The 16,747-nt window shown below is 43.1% G+C and carries 13 protein-coding genes; 12 read left to right on the top strand and 1 reads right to left on the bottom strand.

All coding sequences use genetic code 11. The features are described from left to right. The first annotated feature begins 6 nt into the window (after nucleotides 1–6). The 4 genes from HQ39_RS03500 to glmM all read left to right on the top strand — a co-directional run bounded on the left by HQ39_RS03500 (nucleotide 7) and on the right by glmM (nucleotide 4,434). Complete coding sequence (locus HQ39_RS03500) at nucleotides 7–1,353, top strand: DEAD/DEAH box helicase (protein ID WP_052079404.1); 1,347 nt, start codon at nucleotides 7–9, stop codon at nucleotides 1,351–1,353. Then, nucleotides 1,280–2,302, top strand: a complete 1,023-nt coding sequence (locus HQ39_RS03495) for a DHH family phosphoesterase (RefSeq protein WP_036863763.1) — start codon at nucleotides 1,280–1,282, stop codon at nucleotides 2,300–2,302. The genes HQ39_RS03500 and HQ39_RS03495 overlap by 74 nt, the downstream gene beginning before the upstream one ends. Nucleotides 2,303–2,369: 67 nt before the next feature. Continuing rightward, nucleotides 2,370–2,978, top strand: coding sequence for a DUF4827 family protein (locus tag HQ39_RS03490; RefSeq protein ID WP_036863762.1), 609 nt, complete (start codon nucleotides 2,370–2,372; stop codon nucleotides 2,976–2,978). A gap of 64 nt (nucleotides 2,979–3,042) precedes the next feature. Then, entirely contained in the window at nucleotides 3,043–4,434 is a 1,392-nt protein-coding gene (glmM, locus tag HQ39_RS03485) for a phosphoglucosamine mutase (protein WP_036863758.1), read from the top strand. Between the two features lie 276 nt (nucleotides 4,435–4,710). On the opposite strand, the gene mfd is transcribed toward glmM, so the two are convergent. After that, nucleotides 4,711–7,977 (bottom strand): transcription-repair coupling factor, encoded by a 3,267-nt coding sequence (gene mfd, locus HQ39_RS03480; protein ID WP_235317637.1) that lies wholly within the window; start codon nucleotides 7,975–7,977, stop codon nucleotides 4,711–4,713. 275 nt (nucleotides 7,978–8,252) lie between these two features. Between mfd and HQ39_RS03475 the strand changes: the two genes are divergently transcribed. From HQ39_RS03475 to priA, 8 genes are all read left to right on the top strand, one after another. Continuing rightward, entirely contained in the window at nucleotides 8,253–9,476 is a 1,224-nt protein-coding gene (locus HQ39_RS03475) for a CapA family protein (protein WP_081965369.1), read from the top strand. Between the two features lie 418 nt (nucleotides 9,477–9,894). Further along, the gene (locus tag HQ39_RS03470) at nucleotides 9,895–10,470 is read left to right on the top strand and encodes a 50S ribosomal protein L25/general stress protein Ctc (protein WP_036863755.1); all 576 of its coding nucleotides are present in this window, start codon (nucleotides 9,895–9,897) and stop codon (nucleotides 10,468–10,470) included. Nucleotides 10,471–10,589: 119 nt separating this feature from the next. Next, nucleotides 10,590–11,186 (top strand): DUF3109 family protein, encoded by a 597-nt coding sequence (locus HQ39_RS03465; RefSeq protein WP_036863751.1) that lies wholly within the window; start codon nucleotides 10,590–10,592, stop codon nucleotides 11,184–11,186. Nucleotides 11,187–11,188: 2 nt separating this feature from the next. After that, the gene (gene pth / locus HQ39_RS03460; protein ID WP_052079402.1) at nucleotides 11,189–11,806 is read left to right on the top strand and encodes an aminoacyl-tRNA hydrolase; all 618 of its coding nucleotides are present in this window, start codon (nucleotides 11,189–11,191) and stop codon (nucleotides 11,804–11,806) included. After that, a complete protein-coding gene (locus HQ39_RS03455) occupies nucleotides 11,770–12,192 on the top strand; it encodes an RNA-binding S4 domain-containing protein (RefSeq protein WP_036788820.1) in 423 nt (140 codons plus the stop codon). The genes pth and HQ39_RS03455 overlap by 37 nt, the downstream gene beginning before the upstream one ends. Nucleotides 12,193–12,239: 47 nt before the next feature. Next, the gene (gene tgt, locus HQ39_RS03450) at nucleotides 12,240–13,370 is read left to right on the top strand and encodes a tRNA guanosine(34) transglycosylase Tgt (protein ID WP_036863749.1); all 1,131 of its coding nucleotides are present in this window, start codon (nucleotides 12,240–12,242) and stop codon (nucleotides 13,368–13,370) included. Between the two features lie 12 nt (nucleotides 13,371–13,382). Further along, nucleotides 13,383–14,483 (top strand): LptF/LptG family permease, encoded by a 1,101-nt coding sequence (locus HQ39_RS03445; protein WP_036846084.1) that lies wholly within the window; start codon nucleotides 13,383–13,385, stop codon nucleotides 14,481–14,483. 9 nt (nucleotides 14,484–14,492) lie between these two features. Continuing rightward, nucleotides 14,493–16,736 carry a primosomal protein N' gene (gene priA / locus HQ39_RS03440; RefSeq protein ID WP_036863746.1) on the top strand — a complete coding sequence of 748 codons (2,244 nt, stop codon included), beginning with the start codon at nucleotides 14,493–14,495 and terminating at the stop codon, nucleotides 16,734–16,736. The last annotated feature ends 11 nt before the right edge of the window (nucleotides 16,737–16,747 follow it).

Here is a 16,747-nt window from a genome sequence, read left to right as displayed (position 1 = left end):
TTGATAATGGAGAACGATATAGAAAATAGTATAGAAAATACATTTGATCAGTTTGATCTTAATCCGAATGTGATGGATGGTTTGGAGGCTATGAACTTCAAAGAACCATCACCGATACAAAAGCTGGCGATCCCTGTTATCTTGGACGGGGATGACCTTATTGCCTGCGCTCAAACGGGAACAGGAAAGACAGCAGCCTATGTTCTTCCTCTTTTGAGCATGCTTGCTGATGGAGATTTCCCTAACAACAAGGTCAATGCAGTGATTATGGCTCCTACACGAGAGCTGGCTCAGCAGATAGATAATCAGATACAGGGCTTTGCTTACTTTGTTGATGTTTCCGCAACGGCAGTATATGGAGGAACCGGCGGAAGCGAGTGGGAACAACAGCGAAGAGGTCTCGCCATGGGTGTAGATATTGTTGTCGCTACTCCCGGAAGGTTATTATCGCATCTCAATTTCGAGGCTGTGGATCTCTCTCAACTGAGTTTCTTCATTTTGGATGAAGCGGACAGAATGTTGGATATGGGCTTCTACGATGATATTATGCAGATATTTGAGCAGTTGCCCAAAAGCTGTCAGATCATAATGTTTTCGGCAACAATGCCTGCGAATATACGTAAGCTTGCGGCAAATATTATGAAGAATCCGAAACAGATAAATATTGCCATATCAAAACCTCCGACATCCATAGATCAGAGAGCCTATATCTGCTACGAGCCTCAAAAGCTTCCAATCATTCTCCAGCTCTTTAAGGAACACACTCCTAAAAGGAGTATCATATTTGCTTCTTCCAAGGAAAAGGTGCGCCAACTCTCTACAACCCTTTCCCGAAAGCATATAAAACTGTGCGAAATGCACTCCGACCTCGATCAGTCAAAACGAGAAGAGGTGATGAGAGACTTTAAGAACGGTAAGATAGATCTTTTGGTCGCTACGGATATTGTGGCTAGGGGAATAGATGTAGACCAGATAGAGATGGTCATTAACCTTGATGTGCCGAGAGATCCGGAAGATTACGTACACCGGATTGGACGTACAGCAAGAGGAGATAACGACTATGGCATTGCCATTACTCTTGTCGGACAGGATGAGCAAAACGAATTTTACAAGATAGAACGCTTTCTTGAATACGAGGTAAAAAAGATCCCTTTGACACCTGATTTAGGTGAAGCCCCCGTATATGCCCCTTTCACGGAGCGCTCCAAAGCGAGACGAAAAACGTACAGAAAGCAAACAAACAGAACACAACAAGGGCGTAACACCCACAAAAGAAACGATGATAAAAGAACTGGACACAACAAAAATAGATCACCTAAGAGAAAAGATAGAAGGAATAAAGAGAACGGATAAGGTTGCTATCATTACTCATGTTTCACCGGATGGTGATGCCGTAGGCTCTTCATTGGGGCTGTACCATATTTTGAAAAGCAAAGGGATAGAGGCAGATATTGTTTTCCCTTCCAGATACCCCGAAAGTTTCAGCTTCCTTGCAGATTTGGAGATACATACCATTGCTAAAGAGACACCGGAAAAAGCTTCTCGCATATTGGAAGAAGCGGATATTATATTCTCTCTTGACTTCAACGATCCGTACCGCACAGCCGAAATGTCAGATAGCCTTTGCCGTTCAAAGGCATATAAGATTCTTATCGACCATCATTTGGATCCCACCGATTTTTCGGATCTGGTCTTTTCCTATCCGATGGTTTCCTCTACCTCTCTTTTGACTTACACCATTTTATCTCTCTGCGGATATAAGGAACTTTTTACGCTGGATGCCATAACCTGTTTCTATGTAGGTATGATGACCGACACGGGAGGCTTTTCTTACAACTCCAATGATCCGCATATCTATACCGTTTTATCCGAAATGATAGAGCTCGGATTGGATAAAGACGATGTGTCGGCTCGTGTAAACAGAGGCTATTCCATAGATAAAGTAAGGCTTAATGCCTACGCTGTCTCCAACAATCTTACGGTTTTGCCGGAGAAAAAGACAGCCATAATCACACTTTCAAAAGCAGAGAAGAACAGATTTAACTACAAGATAGGAGACACGGACGGGTTGGTCAATGTTCCTCTTGAAGCGAAAGAAATCCAGTTCTCCATCTATTTGTACGAGCAGTCCAACTTTATCAAACTTTCTTTCCGATCCAAAGATCCTTTTGCGTGCAATCTCTTTGCTTCATCCTATTTTTCAGGTGGAGGGCACAGAAATGCTTCGGGTGCTGAGTTCTACGGAACTTTAGAAGAGGCTTATCAAGAGGTTCTCAAAGCGTTGGAAAAGATGCATCCGTAATATTTTTACTACCTTTGAAAGGAATAGTAAACAGACAGATTATTTAAGCAGACCATTACGATATATCATGGCAAACAAGAAGACATACTTCATACTATCTCTTGCAACGATTTTCTTTGCTTCTCTTTTTATCTCTTGTGATAAGAACAGGCTTTCCTATGTAGACATCATCAAGAGAGAAAAAAGACAGATAGCAGACTTTATTTCAAAGAACAACTTCAAGATTACTTCCGAACCGGCAGAGGGGCAAGCCTCTCCGGAGAATGAGTTTTTTGAAGTGAAAGATGGTATTTATCTCCGCATTGTAAGCCGTGGAGATATGAAAAAGAAGCTTGTATCTGGAAAGACCATTGTGCTTACCCGATTCAAAATGGAACGTTTTGCTCAAGAGGAAAAGAGTATTTACGATAATATCAGTCCTACCAAATCCGGTACGTATCCCTGCAATTTTGTATATGTAAAAGAGGGAAGAGAAATTCTTGTCTCCTCTACTATATCTCACTCACCATACAACAGCTATCTGGCTCCTGCGATGAACTTTGTACTCCCATATGTCGGAGACGGAGGAAAAGTACAGATGATAGTATCATTCAAGTACGGACCCGGTGTTGCGGAGATTCAGCAAAACGGAGAGCCCGTGTTTTATGAACTTGTAGAGTTTAAGTTTAAGAAGTAAAAGCCTGCATCATGCAGGTTTTTGCATATTTATATATCCACAAAAGATACATTCGTTAGAGTATATGAGTTTAATAAAGTCTATTTCAGGTATTCGGGGAACGATAGGAGGATCCGTTGAAGAAGGATTGAACCCTGTGAATATCGCTAAGTTTACGGCAGCTTATGCCTCTCTCATAAGAGAGTCTTCCACTGTTCACAGCAACAAGATAGTGGTTGGGAGAGATGCCCGTATATCCGGACCTATGGTCAAGAACATTGTTACAGGAACTCTTGTAGCCATGGGATTCAATGTTGTCGATATAGATCTCGCATCCACTCCTACCACAGAAATGGCAGTGATTTACGAGCAAGCAGATGGAGGCATCATTATCACCGCAAGCCACAATCCCAAACATTGGAATGCCTTAAAGTTACTCAACGAAAAAGGGGAGTTCCTTAGCGACAAAGAGGGAAAGGCACTCATCGCTTTGGCAGAAAGCGATGTTCTGAACTTCTCTCCGGTAGATGAGATAGGCAGGATTTATCGAAAAGACTACACCCAAAAGCATATAGACGATGTCGTGGCTCTGCCTCAGGTTGATGTCGATGCCATCAGTCGTGCAAGGCTGAAGGTTGCGGTAGACTGTGTAAACTCTGTCGGAGCTGTTATTGTTCCAAGCCTTTTGGAAGCATTGGGCGTAAGAGATATTCTTTTGATTCATGGTACACCCAATGGAGAGTTTGCTCACGATCCGGAACCACTGCCTCACAATCTTACAGACATCTCTTCTGTCGTTGTGGAGGAGCAGGCACACGTTGGCTTTGCAGTAGATCCGGATGCGGACAGACTTGCGGTTATATGCGAAGATGGCTCCATGTTTGGTGAGGAGAATACACTAATAGCCGTTGCGGACTATCTGTTGGACATCACTCCGGGACAGCATACCACGGTCTCCAATCTCTCTTCTTCTCGTGGTCTTAGAGATGTTACTCTTGCAAGAGGAGGGCAATACTATCCTGCAAATGTGGGTGAAGTAAATGTCGTGGCAAAGATGAAAGAGGTCGGTGCTCTTATTGGCGGAGAAGGAAATGGGGGAGTAATCTTCCCTGCATTGCACTACGGAAGAGATGCAATGGTGGGTATCGCTCTCTTCCTGACAGCACTTGCAAAACGGATGCTAAAGCCTACACAGATGAGGGAAATACTTCCACAGTATTGTATGTTCAAGACTAAAGTGCAGATTGATGACTGCACAGACTTTTCGGCAATGATATCCAAGATTCGGAGCCATTATCCTCAAGCCACTCCTACCACTACGGATGGGCTGAAGTTGGACTTTGAAACCACTTGGGTGCAAATCCGAAAGAGCAATACCGAGCCTATTGTCCGGATCTACTCCGAAGCTCCTACCATGAAAGAGGCAGAAGCAATAGCAGAAGAGGTAAAAGCTCTATTCCTGAAAGGAGACGCTTAACAGGCTGCAAGATATACGGCACTGAAAAATAGAAGAGATTGGAATGTAAATTCGTTTGAACATTCCAATCTCTTTTTGTATTCACGTTAATAAAAACGGCTAAACCTGTTCGGAGATCGAAATCAAGGCTTGATTTTGTGAAATCATGTCTTGTCTTGGAAAAATCATGCCTTGATTTACGCAGTTCAAAGCTTGAATTTTACCAATCAAGCCGTGATCTTTTTTCCTGAATCGGTTCAGAGCATCTTTTTAACGTTATAAGATCATTTTGTATAGCTATTGAGAAAGTAATTGGTTCAACACAGAAGAAGCTTCTTTAATGCTTTCGATTGTCGGAACTATCAGTAATCTTTTGTTGCCAAGCTGCTTGAACTGCATCTTTCGTTTGATAAGAATCGGACTCGATAAGATTGCAGAGAAAGTCTCAGACCGGTAGAACGGGCTTTTTTCATCGGAGACAAACTGCATATTCATTCTGTTGCCTTTTAGTACAATCTTCTCCAAACCGAGTGCCTTACCCTTCCATTTGATCAAGATAAGCTCCAACAGGTTCTCCGCTTCCGGTGGAAGCTTGCCAAATCTGTCCAGCAATTTTTCCGTATAGATACGGAGAGAGTTATGGTCGGTAAGGTCTTCCAGCTTTCGGTAGAGGGCAAGCTTTTCCTGGTCGCCGGGTACATAGCCGTCCGGGAAGTAAGCATCAAAGTCTGTTTCTATGATGGTCTCTTTCACATACTCTTTGTTGCTCGATGAGGAATAGGCTTTCACCTCTCCAAGCTCCTCGTTTCTGATTTCGCCGACAGCCTCTTCCAAGATCTTCTTGTACGTTTCGTAGCCTATATCTGCAATGAAACCGCTCTGTTCTGCCCCAAGCATATTCCCGGCTCCACGTATGTCAAGGTCTTGCATGGCTATATGAATGCCACTGCCCAAGTCTGTATAGGAGGTTATCGCTTCCAGTCTCCGGACTGCATCGGGAGTGAGATACTCTTTGGGTGGCACCATCAGATGGCAGAAAGCTTTCTTATCACTTCTCCCGACTCTCCCTCTAAGCTGATGCAGATCACTCAGTCCGTATCTGTGCGCATCATTGATAATGATGGTGTTGGCATTGGGTACATCTATACCATTCTCCACTATCGAAGTTGCCAAAAGGAGATCATAGCGATGATCCACAAAGTCCAGAAGGATTTTTTCTACCTCTTTCGGAGCCATCTGTCCGTGTGCGATACCTATTCTGATATCGGGTACTGCACGCACAATGTCCGATGCAATATCGTTCAGATTGTGTATTCTGTTGTGAACAAAAAAGATTTGTCCTCCTCTTGCAAGCTCAAAGTTGATGGCTTCGGCAATATTCTCTCCATTGTATGTAGATAGTTCCGTATAGATCGGATGCCTGTTGGGTGGGGGAGTTAGAATATTAGACAGGTCTCTTGCTCCCATTAGAGAAAACTGCAAAGTGCGCGGAATGGGTGTGGCTGTCAGGGTCAGTGTATCCACATTGGCTTTCAACTGTCTCAGCTTTTCCTTTACGGAGACACCAAACTTCTGCTCTTCGTCTATGATGAGAAGCCCAAGATCCTTGAAGATAACCTCTTTCCCTACCAGCTTATGAGTACCTATGATGATGTCTATCTTGCCTTCTTTCAGTCCGGTTAGTATGTCTCTCTGCTCTTTTGCCGACTTTGCTCTGGAGAGGTATGCAATATTCACGGGAAAGTTTTTCAGCCTTTTCTTAAACGTCCTATAGTGTTGATACGCCAGTACGGTCGTTGGTACCAAAACAGCTACCTGCTTATTGTCCGTAGCCGCTTTGAATGCAGCACGTATGGCTATCTCGGTCTTTCCGAAGCCTACATCTCCACAGACAAGACGATCCATAGGTATGGGTTGTTCCATGTCGTGCTTCACCTCGGCAGTTGTCTTCTCCTGATCCGGTGTGTCTTCGTACATGAAAGAGCTTTCCAACTCTTCTTGCAGGTAGGTATCCGGCGAAAAAGCAAATCCCTTCTGCTCCATGCGGGAAGCGTAGAGCTTGATGAGATCCCGGGCAATGTCTTTAACCTTTTTCTTTGTTGTCTCTTTCAGCTTTTCCCAAGCACCGGATCCGAGTTTGCTCAAAGTCGGAGGAGTATCGCTCTCTTTGGATTTGTATTTGGAAAGATGGTGCAGAGAGTGTATGCTTACATAGATGCTGTCTCCGCCTTTGTAGTTTACACGGACGTACTCTTGCCTTTTTCCGTTCTGCTCCATGGTGAGAAGTCCGGCAAACTGTCCTATGCCGTGATTGATATGTACGACATAATCTCCGAAGCTGAACCCCTGAATATCTTTTATGGATAAGGTTGCCACGTTTTGCTTGATGCGGTCGGCTTTGGTTTTGTATCTGTGAAATCTCTCAAAAATGGAGTGATCCGTCAGGAGAACAATGCGTGTCTCGTGATCTATAAATCCGGCATGCAGAGTGGGTGTAACGGATGAAAAATGGGTGGAAGCACCTTTCTCTTGAAAGATATGCGTTAGTCTTTGAAGCTGGCTTTCCTGTCCACTCATGATGTAGACCGTGTAACCATTCTCCTTTTGATATTTCTCAACCTCCTCTATAAGCCTGTCAAACTGTTTATGGTACAGTGGTTCGGGGTTTTGCTTAAAGGAGATACTCTCCCATAAATACCGTTCTTCCGCAGGGATGAAACCCGAAAGAATGGTTTTCTTTTCCCCTAAAAGATGTTCAAATTGTCCCGGAGAGATGAGAAGTTCTTGAAGCTCTTTTTCTGTCTTTATGCTGTTGCTTTCCGGATGTACAGGCTTACTCTCATACAACTCTTGTAGTGCATTGTGCAGCTGTACACTGTTTTCTATGAATATGATTGTGTCTTCCGGCAGGAGATTCAGTATTGCCTCTCCGTGTGTTATCGTCTCATTGCTGATAGGGGGAGTGATAACGGCTTTCTCTATCTTCTCTATGGAGCATTGATCCACGCAGTCGAATGTACGGATGCTATCTATTTCGTCGTCAAAGAAGTCTATCCGCACCGGGTATTCGTAGGCAAAAGAGAAGATGTCTATCAGGCTTCCGCGAACGGCAAACTCCCCCGGAGAGTAGACGTAGTCCGTTTCGTTCATTCCCATATTCCAGAGTACTGTCCGCAGATGAGCCCTGTCGATGGTATCGCCTACGCTTACTTCCATTCGGAGATGGCTGTCTGCACCGGCAGTGTCCGGTATCTTTTCTGCCACGGCATCCGGATAAGAGACAATGATTTTAGGGGATGTCTCGTGCGAAAGAGCTTCTATCGCTTGTGTTCTTAGCACTTCATTGGCACTGTCCACACTGCCATACTTGATGCCTCGGTTGTATCTGGAGGGGAAGAAGAATGCTTTTTGCTCCGCCTCTTCTGCTCCCAAGATGGAGACTATATCATTGTAGAAATATCCGGCACTCTCTTTATCTTGTGCTATGTGGAGGATGCTTCTATTTGTTTGCTGCATCAGGTCTGCTGTCAAAACAGCAGGGAATGAACCACAGATACCTTCCAAGGAGATTTTTTTTACCGAATTGCTTCGGTCGGAAAGGGTCTCTTTTAATCTCTTGGTCGGGGACGACTCACAAATCTTCCTGCACAAATTTTGTATGCTCAAATGCTCTTTCACGATACGATTTCTGTTCTGTATGAGGGGCAAAGTTACCAAAATGACCTCGTTTAATCTCTCTTTTGTTCAATTTAACCGAAGAGAGAATTGTGAGAAAAGTGTAGAAATAAACAATCTGATATGCTTGTGCTTCACTCTAACTCACTTATCTTTGCTACCAAATGGGCATTCTCAACAGCACCGAACAGGCTATATCCGAAATAACAACCCCATATAAAGAGAAAATATATCATTTGATAAAACCGCTTATTCTTCCAATGACAAAAAACGTTTTCAAAAAAATCAATCCGGTTGTAGGGATCGTGTTTCTTTTTTTTCTTCTTCTTTCTTGTGGTGGAACAGCAAAGGGCAGGGAACATTCTGCAGAAAAAAAAGAACAAGATTCTATTCCCGAATATCGCCGGCTTCGTTTCCTCTTTCTCGGAGACATAATGAGCCATAAACCTCAAGTAGACGCAGCTTGGGATGGGAAACAGAAAAAGCATGACTTTAAGCCTGTATTCGATGCGGTGTCTTCCTATTTCAAGGGTGCTGACTTGGTCATTGGAAATCTTGAAACAACCTTTGGAGGAGAGCCTTATACCGGCTATCCTACATTCAGCAGTCCCGATATTTTGGCTTCGGATCTTAGGGATGTCGGTGTGGATATCCTTACTACTGCTAATAATCATACGTGCGATAGGGGTAATAAAGGAGTGATCAGAACGCTTGATATATTGGATGGTGTGGGAATACGTAGTACGGGCTCTTTCCGTTCGGAAGAGGATTATCGTATGAGAAATCCTCTTGTCATAGATACATTGGGAGTGAAGATTGCCTTCTTGGCATACACTTACGGGACTAACGGTATTCCATTCTTTGAGCCTGTCAGAGTAAACTTGATAGATACCATCGCCATTAAGAACGATCTCGAAAAAGTAAAAGCATTAGGAGCAGACTTTATCATAGCCTCCATGCATTGGGGTATAGAGTATAGCCTCACTCCAAGTGGAGATCAGAAAAAAGAGGCTCAATGGCTTGCAGATAACGGTGTAGATGCCATTGTGGGAATGCATCCGCATGTGGTACAGCCGTCGGATACTTTGCTTTCATCGGGTGGAAAATCTGTCCCGGTGGTTTACTCTCTTGGAAACTTCATAAGCAACCAATATCAACCATACACTCGGCTTGGAAAAATGTTGAGTATGCAGATCGGCATAGACAGACAAAACCGTATATCCATAGAGGAGTGGAAAGAGCATTATACGTTTGTTGCCAGAAGAACCGGTCGTCCCAACAGATACCTTATAGTACCTGTGGATAGTGTACAACGCTACCGGGAGACATTTTCGGGAGAAGATAGAGCAGAGTGGGAAAGAATTGCGAGATTTCTAAAGCTCTTTTAGAACTCTCTTTTAACCTGTTAGAATATTGTAATAAACAGGTTTATATTTCTCTTTTAATCTGTTCGGTATGGTAAATCAAGTCTCGGTTTTTGGAACTCACGGTTTGATGTCCGGTTTTCAAGTCTCGATTTCTCCGATTCAGGTCTTGATTTCTAATATTATCAAGCTTCAGAGCCATTTCTAAACGTATTCAAAGGTATTTATGATCGTGTTAAGAATAAAAATGATCCCTGAGAAGATGTACCATGCTGGTATATAGACGTTTCTAAGATCTCGTTCGAGCCGAAAGTTCTGGCGTATGATGTTTTTCATTCTCACGGAAAAGCATTATCTTTGCACAGATTTTGCGAAAGCCCTACGTGTGATGGGGAATTAGCGAAACGCTAATTTTGAGTAACACAACAATTAAATTTACGAAATGAAAACATTTGACCTAAGTGCATCGGCACGTCAAGACCTTGGAAAGAAGGCATCAAAGGAACTCCGTAAGGGAGACAACATTCCTGCTGTAATATACGGAGCAAACTTTAATCAGTCTATCGTGGTAACTGACGATGCAGTACGTAAACTCATCTACTCTCCTGATATTTTCGTGGTAAACATGAATATTGATGGTAAGGCTACTACATGTATCTTGAAGGATATACAGTTTCACCCTGTGACAGACCGTATCCTTCACATCGACTTCCTTCAAATAGAAGAAGCTAAGCCTATTGTGATAGATGTTCCTGTTAAGCTTACAGGCCACGCAGAAGGTGTTAAGGCCGGTGGTAAGTTGAGCCTTGAGATGAGAAAAATCCGTGTGAAGGGACTTTACAAAAACATTCCTGAATTCCTTTCTATTGATGTAACAAACTTGGGCTTGGGCAAGACATTGCAGATTGGTCAGCTATCTTTTGACAATCTTGAGTTGATGAACTCTAAGAACAACGTTGTAGCTGCAGTTAAGCTTACTCGTGCTGCAAGAGGTGCTGCCGCAAAAGCCGGTAAGTAATCTTTATTGCCGCTGTGCGTAGCTCAGCATATAGAAATATCTGCCTGTAAGTCTCAAAGCTTGTAGGCAGATATTTGTTTCTAAAGAAAGAGGTCGATTTGTAATACATTAAAGATACAGTGATAGAGATAGACGGAGCCATAGTAAGCAGGGATGTCATAGAAACATATTTCTGCTGCGATCTGGAGGCTTGCAAAGGAGCTTGCTGCATAGAGGGAGAAAGTGGTGCTCCTTTGGAGGAGAACGAACTCCCAAAGATTGCAGAGTGCTATGATGTGGTTCGGGAATATCTTCCGGAAAAACATCTGAACTATCTCGAACAGAACGGACCTGCTTACAGAGATAGCGATGGAGATCTCGTTACCTCCATCATAGGTGGTAGAGATTGTGTCTTTTCCCTCTCGGAAGAAAACGGATGGTGTTGCTGCGCTTTTGAAAAGGCTTACACCGAAAACAAGCAACGATCGTTCTATAAACCTGTTTCTTGTCATCTCTACCCCGTAAGGCTGACCGAATACTCTTCTTTTACCGCCGTAAACTACCACGAGTGGGAAATCTGCAAGCCGGCATTGGTGAAAGGTAAAAAGCTAAATATGAGAGTCTATCAGTTTCTAAAAGAACCGCTGATAAGAAGATTCGGAAAAGAGTGGTACGATAAGTTGGAAGAGATAGCAGGTGAGATGTTGAATACTTCTCATAAGGAAACACATAGATAAGCATGAGTAATAAATACCTTGTTGTAGGACTCGGAAATGTCGGAGCGGAATATATGGGAACTCGCCACAATGTCGGCTTTAGAGTTGTCAATGGGTTGGTTCCGGACTTCGCCGCAGACTTTTCGGATGATAGATATGGGGCAGTGGCACAGGTTAGAGTGAAGAATAAAATCCTCATTCTGCTAAAGCCATCTACTTACATGAACCTGAGCGGAAATGCCGTGAGATACTGGATGACGAAAGAGAATATCCCGGTAGAAAATCTTCTTATCGTTACAGACGATCTCTCTCTGCCGCTCGGAACATTGAGAATGAAGCCATCGGGAAGTGATGGAGGTCATAATGGCCTGAAGCATATAGCCCAGATATTGGGATCTCAAAAGTATGCTCGCCTGAGAGTGGGTATCGGCAATAATTTTCATAAAGGCGAGCAGGTGGATTATGTGCTTGATAAATTTACTCCCGAAGAGGAAAAGGCTCTGCTCGAAATAGGAGAACGTGCCTGTGAGGGGATAAAACTTTTTGCCCTAATGGGTATAGAGCGGGCAATGAATAACGTAAACACTAAAGCAGTGAAGCAGGAATGTCAGACAAAGAACACTCCGGCGACGGAAGAATAGACAAGTGGCTTTGGGCTACTCGGGTGTATAAAACACGCTCTATTGCTGCAGAAGAGTGCAAAAAGAATAGAGTGGAGCTAAGAGATCAGCCCGCCAAGCCCTCTGCAATAGTGAGGGTGGGGGATATAATAAAGGTACGCAAGCCTCCGATAACCTACACTTTCAGAGTGAAAGCGTTACTGAATAGCCGTGTCGGAGCCAAGCTTGTAGACCAATATCTTGAGAATCTGACACCGGAAAGCGAGTATGAAATATTGGAGCTGAATAAGCTTTCCGGTTTTGTGGATCGCTCAAGAGGGTTGGGACGACCCACTAAAAAGGAAAGAAGAGAGCTGGATCGCTTCAAGGGAGTAGGGGATCTCTCCGACTGGTGGGATGAGGATTAGCCCTGTCTCTTCTTGATATTAAAGACAGAAGTAATACCTTTGTGGTAATGAAATATGAATTGCAATATAAAGATCCGAACAGCAATGCCAGAGTAGGTGTTCTGCATACGGATCATGGAGATATTCACACCCCTATATTCATGCCTGTGGGTACGTTGGGCAGTGTTAAGGCTGTCTATATGCACGAACTGCGTGAAGATATAGGGGCGGAAATAATACTTGGAAACACATACCATCTCTATTTGAGACCCGGTACGGATATCCTCTACAAAGCCGGAGGGCTACACAAGTTTGGAACATGGGATGGACCCATTCTTACAGATAGTGGCGGCTTTCAGGTCTTTTCCCTTACAGAGATAAGAAAGATTATGGAAGAGGGAGTGGAGTTTCGCTCTCACCTGGATGGCTCAAAGCATCTTTTCACTCCGGAAAAGGTGATGGACATAGAGAGACTAATAGGTGCAGATATTATCATGGCCTTTGATGAGTGTCCTCCCGGAACTTCTGATTATGCTTATGCAAAGAAGTCTCTTGGGCTGACAGAGCGTTGGCTTGAACGCTGTTTTAAGAGATTCAACGAGACAGAACCGCATTATGGCTATAATCAGAGCCTTTTCCCTATTGTGCAGGGCTGTACCTACGCTGATCTTAGACGGGATGCCGCCAAAAGAGTGGCAGACTATGGGGCAGATGGAAATGCTATCGGAGGTCTTGCCGTGGGGGAACCTGCGGAGGTTATGTACGACATGATTGAGATAGTAAATGAAGAGCTGCCTCAGGATAAGCCTCGCTACCTGATGGGGGTGGGTACTCCCGAAAATATATTGGAAGCAATAGAGAGAGGGGTAGATATGTTTGACTGCATCATGCCTACCAGAAATGGTAGAAACGGAATGCTCTTTACGTGGGAGGGAACCATGAACATGAGAAACCAAAAGTGGGCTGACGATTTCTCTCCACTCGATCCGAATGGCTCTTCTCATGTGGATCAGAGGTACTCCAAGGCGTATGTGAGGCATCTTATTCACAGCAAAGAGTTGTTAGGCTTCCAGATTGCTTCCGTGCATAATCTGGCTTTCTATCTGGATTTGGTAAGAGAAGCCAGAAAACAGATCCTGGCAGGGACATTTAAGGCATGGAAAGATAGGATGATTCCGGTGCTTATGAGACGTCTATAAAGAAGATACACGATGGCAAAGTTTTGGAGTAAAATAGGATTGACACGCTTAGATAGATATATAATAAAGCAGTTTCTCGGAACGTTTCTGTTTATTATATCCCTCATCATGGCTATAATCGTGGTGATAGATATTCAGGAGAAGATCTCCGAGTTTTCCAATCCGGAACTCACTTTGCGTGAGATTGTATTCAACTATTACATGGCTTTTATTCCATACTATGCCAATCTGCTTGCTCCGTTGTTTATCTTCCTTAGCGTTATCTTCTTTACTTCCAAGCTGGCTAATAACTCTGAGATCATAGCCATGCAGTCTTCGGGGATGAGCTTAAAGCGTATCATGAAACCCTATATGATATCTGCAACGGTATTGGCATTTGCTACTTTTTTGCTCAGTAGCTATATCGTGCCCAAGCTGAATGTGGTAAGAATAGAGTTTCAGAACAGATATATTGATGATAAAAAGAATGTACGTGGCTCTAATCTGCAGGCAGAGGTTGCTCCCGGAGTCTTGGCATTTTTCTCTTCTTTTGATGTTATCAACAATTCCGGAGGCTTTTTCTCTTTGGAAAAATTCGAGGGAAAAACATTGGTGTCGAGATTAACTGCACAGATGGTTACGTATGACTCTCTTTATCATTGGACTCTTACAGACTATATGATACGAGATTTTGAAGGGCTTTACGAAAAGGTCTCGACAGGTACAGCCAAAGACACGATAATCCCAATAACGCCCGCAGATCTGGTGATGTCCGATGAAGATAGCGAACAACTTACCACAGCAACATTAGGAAGGTATATAGACAGACAGAGAGATAGAGGCTTAGGAAGTATTCAAAGATTTCAGATAGAGTATCATCGGAGATTTGCTTCTATTTTGGCTGCATTTATATTGACCATCATGGGAGCTACACTGTCTCTTCGAAAGGTTAAAGGAGGAATGGGACTGAATATTGCAATAGGTTTAGCCCTTACCTTTACATATATATTGCTCTTTACATTTTTCAGTACCTACTCTGCTTCGGGAGCTATACCCCCTGCCTTGGGAGCTTGGTTGCCTAATATTATATTTATTCCCGTTGCATTTTTTCTTTATACGAGAGCTCCTCGTTAATTGCAACAGATGTATTATGTAGATGTCATAGTCCCGCTACTTGTTCCTACCCCATACACATACAAGGTGGAAGAGAAAACATTGGGAATCGGTATTGGCTCCATAGTACGTGTTTATGTAGGAAAAATATTGTACACCGGGCTTGTTGTACAAAAAAGAGAGCTTCCTCCTCATGAGGGAATCTTCTACAAGAATGTCTCGGATGTTTTCCCCCTTCCTAAGATACCTCAATCCATAGTAAAGTTGTGGGAATGGATTTCTCTTTACTATATGTGTACAATGGGAGAGGTTTGGAGAGCTTGTCTTCCCTCTTCATTGGAAGAGAATGTGTCGGAGTTGGATAATCGTACCTATAGAACCAGAACATTAGTTGCTGTTTCAGAACCTTTTTTAGCCTCTCCAAAGGGAGCATTGCTCTCTGATACCGAAGAAGAGTGGAAGCTATTTCTTCAGAGGTATTCCAAACGTAAGCAGATGATTCGAGTAGCTGCAGCTGTCAGAGAAGAAAAAAATATCCGTTATTTCACTCGTAGCTATATAGCTGAGAAGTACAATACTTCTCCGGCAATTGTTAAAAGTCTAATTGAGTCAGGCTTCCTAAGAATCGTAGATGCCTCGTCTGTATCTTCTTATACTCTTGTTATTCCTGAAGAGGAGCTGAAACAATCACAACAGGCATGGAGAAGATGTTTGGAACAATCCGCACAGAATATCCAAATTCAGTTGATACATGGGGAGTTTGACTATTCCACTCCATACACAAGCTTGCCTATTCACTGGATAGAGGGGAAGATAGAAGCAGGGGGAAATATATTGCTTTTATATCCCTCTACCGAACTACTATCCGAAGCTCTTCCATACCTTCGGATACTATTCCCGGAAAAAGTAGAACTCTATGATGCCAATAGTAGTGGAATGCAGAAGGAGTCCGTTTGGAATAAGTCTCTATCGGGAAGTGGAGGTTATATTTTTGTCGGCATTCGTTCTGTTGTACTTCTTCCTATTGCCTCTCTTAAAGGAATTATTGTGCTGGGAGAAGAGGATAGTTTTTACAAGCAGATAGAACCTAATCCACGATACTCTGCAGTTCATACTGCTCTTATGATGGCTCGCCTTATGGGAAAAGAAGTAGATGTTTTACTTTGTTCGAGAACACCATCTTTAGAAAGCTACATACAAGCAAAGAGGGGAACATACAGACTGATCCCTTTCGATTATGTGAATCCCTCAAAGAATAGGGATTGTAGCGTAGATCTTGTAGATCTACGTGAGGCTTTTGATAAGAATCGTGTGAGTGGCAGGCTTCTGTCTTTTGAACTGCAAAGTGCTATACAGAAGACTTTGTCAGAGTCGGGAAAAGTACTTATTCTGCACCACAGATACGGATATGCCAAGGGTGTAAGTTGTATTCGATGTGGTCATGTGGAAAGTTGCCCGGATTGTAAGATTCCTCTTAAAATATACAAGGAGGGAGGAGAACTTGTTTGTGCTATTTGCGGATATCACAAGCCAAAGCTGGAGAAATGTGCAGAATGTGAGGGAAAAAGCTTAAAAGAGGAAGGAACAGGCATAGAGCGTTTAGCAGATGAAGTAAGAGAATTATATCCTAATGTTCCTGTTAGAGTGGAGGACTCTAAATCTAATTTCGGATGGGAAGACGCAGACATCATTCTTTCTCCAAAGGGTCGTCCTTCATTTGCTCTACTTCATGGAGCCGATTGTATTGCTGTAACCAATCTTGATATTTTGTTTGCAAGACCAGACTTTCGGGCAGAAGAAAGAGTCTTTCAGTGTATGTACGAATGGAGATATACTCCAAAGCATTTGAAGAGAGTTGTAATTCAAACTTTCAATCCACATCATCCGGTTATAGATAATGTCCTAAGATCAGATCATGAAAGCTTTACCGCTGTGGCTTTGAAAGAGAGATATTCTCTGTTGTATCCGCCTTTTTCTCGAATGATTTCTATATCTGTGGAAAGTAAGGATCGGAAGGAAGCATTGGCATATACTCGTGAGATGATATCCATGCTGGTATCTAACTTATCAGATTGCACTACTTTGGGCCCTGCTCCATTCCCGGTAAAAAAAGTAAATGCTTCCATAGGGTTTAGAATATGGGTAAAGGTGCCGGTACAATTTCCCATACAGGACGTCAAACAGATGATGGTACGGATACAGAATAGCGTGTATGCTCTTAATAGACCTTCGTCGAACTTGAGAGTCTTTTACGATGTGGACCCTGTATGGTAGTCTTATGATAA

The organism is Porphyromonas sp. COT-108 OH2963 (assembly GCF_000768895.1).
In the GTDB taxonomy this organism is placed as follows: domain Bacteria; phylum Bacteroidota; class Bacteroidia; order Bacteroidales; family Porphyromonadaceae; genus Porphyromonas_A; species Porphyromonas_A canoris.
The sequence above is the reverse complement of the archived record's forward strand: the minus strand, read 5'-3'. Positions and strand labels throughout refer to the sequence as shown.

What these genes read in the sequence shown, in the direction of transcription:
- pth (WP_052079402.1), top strand. Translation starts at nt 11,189, where the DNA reads ATGAGTAATAAATACCTTGTTGTAGGACTCGGAAATGTCGGAGCGGAA.
- tgt (WP_036863749.1), top strand. Translation starts at nt 12,240, where the DNA reads ATGAAATATGAATTGCAATATAAAGATCCGAACAGCAATGCCAGAGTA.
- priA (WP_036863746.1), top strand. Translation starts at nt 14,493, where the DNA reads ATGTATTATGTAGATGTCATAGTCCCGCTACTTGTTCCTACCCCATAC.
- glmM (WP_036863758.1), top strand. Translation starts at nt 3,043, where the DNA reads ATGAGTTTAATAAAGTCTATTTCAGGTATTCGGGGAACGATAGGAGGA.
- HQ39_RS03475 (WP_081965369.1), top strand. Translation starts at nt 8,253, where the DNA reads ATGGGCATTCTCAACAGCACCGAACAGGCTATATCCGAAATAACAACC.
- HQ39_RS03455 (WP_036788820.1), top strand. Translation starts at nt 11,770, where the DNA reads ATGTCAGACAAAGAACACTCCGGCGACGGAAGAATAGACAAGTGGCTT.
- HQ39_RS03445 (WP_036846084.1), top strand. Translation starts at nt 13,383, where the DNA reads ATGGCAAAGTTTTGGAGTAAAATAGGATTGACACGCTTAGATAGATAT.
- HQ39_RS03500 (WP_052079404.1), top strand. Translation starts at nt 7, where the DNA reads ATGGAGAACGATATAGAAAATAGTATAGAAAATACATTTGATCAGTTT.
- HQ39_RS03490 (WP_036863762.1), top strand. Translation starts at nt 2,370, where the DNA reads ATGGCAAACAAGAAGACATACTTCATACTATCTCTTGCAACGATTTTC.
- HQ39_RS03470 (WP_036863755.1), top strand. Translation starts at nt 9,895, where the DNA reads ATGAAAACATTTGACCTAAGTGCATCGGCACGTCAAGACCTTGGAAAG.
- HQ39_RS03495 (WP_036863763.1), top strand. Translation starts at nt 1,280, where the DNA reads ATGATAAAAGAACTGGACACAACAAAAATAGATCACCTAAGAGAAAAG.